The sequence below is a fragment of the Halobacillus sp. BBL2006 genome (assembly GCF_000786645.1).
In the GTDB taxonomy this organism is placed as follows: domain Bacteria; phylum Bacillota; class Bacilli; order Bacillales; family Halobacillaceae; genus Halobacillus.
This window is the reverse complement of the sequence record NZ_JRNX01000664.1, coordinates 1-2,788: the sequence shown is the minus strand read 5'-3', so window position 1 is coordinate 2,788 and position 2,788 is coordinate 1. Positions and strand designations below refer to the sequence as shown.

At 41.0% G+C, this 2,788-nt stretch carries 2 protein-coding genes and 1 riboswitch; of the genes, one reads left to right on the top strand and one right to left on the bottom strand.

Annotated elements, in window-relative coordinates:
* Nucleotides 1-205: 205 nt before the first annotated feature.
* A complete protein-coding gene (locus tag LD39_RS17950; RefSeq protein WP_035551069.1) occupies nucleotides 206-1,867 on the bottom strand; it encodes an alpha-glucosidase in 1,662 nt (553 codons plus the stop codon).
* Between the two features lie 321 nt (nucleotides 1,868-2,188).
* A riboswitch (FMN riboswitch) is annotated at nucleotides 2,189-2,340 on the top strand.
* A 130-nt stretch (nucleotides 2,341-2,470) separates the two neighbouring features.
* On the opposite strand from LD39_RS17950, the gene LD39_RS17945 reads away from it, so the two are divergent.
* The coding region (locus tag LD39_RS17945; RefSeq protein WP_035551066.1) for a bifunctional diaminohydroxyphosphoribosylaminopyrimidine deaminase/5-amino-6-(5-phosphoribosylamino)uracil reductase RibD at nucleotides 2,471-2,788 on the top strand (318 nt) is incomplete at its 3' end.

The window sequence follows — 2,788 nt, the reverse complement described above, 5'->3', positions numbered from 1 at the left end:
GCCCTTCCCCAACGACCCTAAAACTACATAAACATCTCGGGATCGAGTCTTCCATAATCCTGCGCGTTTGTTGAGTAACATTTTTTGAGAGAAGTTATTATAAGACAAACTGATCGCAAAATTGATCAAACGTATTTAAAGAGTTCTTTTACTTATTCAGCCATAAAAATAGAGCATGAACCTGGCAGGGTCCACGCTCTTATGATTATTTTTCTAGTAGATACACCCTTGCTTCGAATGGCTTTAACGTAAAGCTCGTAATATCTTCGTGGTCTTCCGTTTCATAATTCTCTAAAATTAAATCCTTGCTGGATAGCTCATACATCGACTCGAAGTCGGCTTCTTTATCGGTTAAGTTGGTAATGATTAGTGCAACCTGATTGTCCAAGGTACGAGTGTAGGCATAGATTTGAGGATCATCTTTCAATAGTAAATCATAAATGCCGTAAGTAAACAGATCGTACTTTTTCTTTAACTCAATCATTTGTTTGTAGTGATTCAAAATAGAGTCAGGATTAGTACGCTGATCCTCCACATTGATTTCGGAAAAATTAGGATTGATCTTCATCCATGGGGTACCGCTTGTGAAGCCGGCGTTGGTTTCGCTGCTCCATTGCATAGGCGTTCGGCTGTTGTCTCTTGACGTTGTCCATAGGATTTCCATAATCTCATCATGCTTTAGACCCTGAGCCTTCTTCTTTTTATATAAATTCTTAGCTGCAACATCATCATAGTCTTCGATCGATGGAAAGGCCACGTTAGTCATGCCTATTTCTTGGCCTTGATAAATGTATGGGGTGCCTTGCATGAAGAAGTACATCGTTCCTAAGGATGTAGCACTTTCACGCCAATACTCTTCATCATTTCCCCATGTAGAAACAACACGCGCTTTGTCATGGTTCTCAATAAATAGAGCATTCCAGCCATCGGATTCCAACGCCTTTTGCCAGCGAGTAAGAGTTTCTTTTAGTGCCACAATATCCAGTTGCTGTTCGGCATCTTTATCCCATAGATCCAAATGTTCGAATTGAAAAATCATATCCATTTTCCCGTTTTCACCGACCCACAAGTCGGCTTCATCTGCACTGACCCCATTTGCCTCGCCAACTGTCATGACTTCATAATTGGCGTACGTCTTGTCCTTAAATTCCTTTAAGAATTTGTGAATGCCTTCCTGGTTCATGTGCATGTCAAACGAGGAAACATAGTCTTCTTTATCAGGGTTTGGCATGTCAGGAAGACCCGGGCGCTTTTTAATATGGCTGATGGCATCGATTCGAAAACCATCAATTCCTTTATCCAGCCACCAGTTGACGGTACTGTAAAGCTCTTCGCGAACTTCTTCGTTTTCCCAGTTCAAATCGGGCTGTTTGGTTGAGAAAACATGGAGGTAATATTGATCTGTCTGCTCGTCATACTCCCATGCGGACCCTTCAAAGATACTTTCCCAGTTATTCGGTTCCTTTCCTTTTTTTCCGTCCCGCCAAATGTACCAGTCACGCTTTGGATTATCTTTCGACTTTCTGGATTCAATGAACCATGGGTGCTCATCACTTGTGTGGTTTAATACTAAATCGATGATCAATTTCATATCCCGTTTATGAATTTCTTTTAGTAAACGGTTGAAATCCTCCATTGTGCCAAACTCTTCAAGAATATCCTGATAATCAGAAATGTCATAACCGTTGTCGTCTTTAGGGGACTTGTACATTGGACAAATCCAAATGAAATCAATGCCCAGTTCTTTTATATAATCCAGCCGGTCAATCATTCCTTGAAGATCCCCGATCCCATCCCCGTTTGAATCTTGGAAACTTCGAGGATACACTTGATATCCTATTGCTTCTTTCCACCATACTCGCTTCACTGAAATCCCTCTTTCCCTTTTTGAGATGTGAACATATTATTATTCGTTCTCACGTTGATCTCCTTATTTACATTGTACACGAAAAGACTGAATTCACAGAATTTACGTGTTAATAATGCAATCGATTGCGCAATTTATATTACTATTCAACTTAAACTAAAATAGTCTATCCAAGAATTTAAGTTATATTTGATAACGATTTGTGCAAACGGTTTCTTTAATTATTTACATCGTAGCTGATTTTGTTCCATTTGACAATACCGAACCTAATGAATTGCGAGTTTAACGCATTTCATATATATTAGTAGTACAAAAGAATATTGAATCCTTCGGGGTCGGGTGAAAATCCCAGCCGGCGGTAATGAGCGAATAGTTCCGAGCCCGCGACGGGGAGTGAGTGTCAAACACCATTCCTCCTGATTTGGTGTAGATTCCAAAGCCGACAGTTAAAGTCTGGATGGGAGAAGGATGTGGAGAACGTAAATAAGGTACAGTTAGCAATACGTGTACCCTTTATTCGATGAACACAATTTTACGTATAAACAGACCCTGGAGAAGTATGTCTTCTTCAGGGTTATTTTTTTGAATTAGGAGGTGAAGGAGATGGAAGATCGTGATGAAAGATATATGGCGATGGCCATACAAATGGCAAAAGAAACAGTAGGACAGACGAGTCCCAATCCAGCTGTAGCAGCTGTTGTTGTGAAGGACAATCAAGTCGTCGGTCTAGGTGTTCACGTAAAGGCTGGTGAAGCTCACGCCGAAGTGTATGCACTTCAAATGGCTGGAGATAAAGCAAAAGAAGCGGAAATTTTTGTCACATTGGAACCGTGCAGCCACTATGGCAGTACACCACCGTGTGCGAAAGCTGTGATTGATGCAGGCATCCGCCGTGTAATTATTGCCTCTGATGATCCGAAC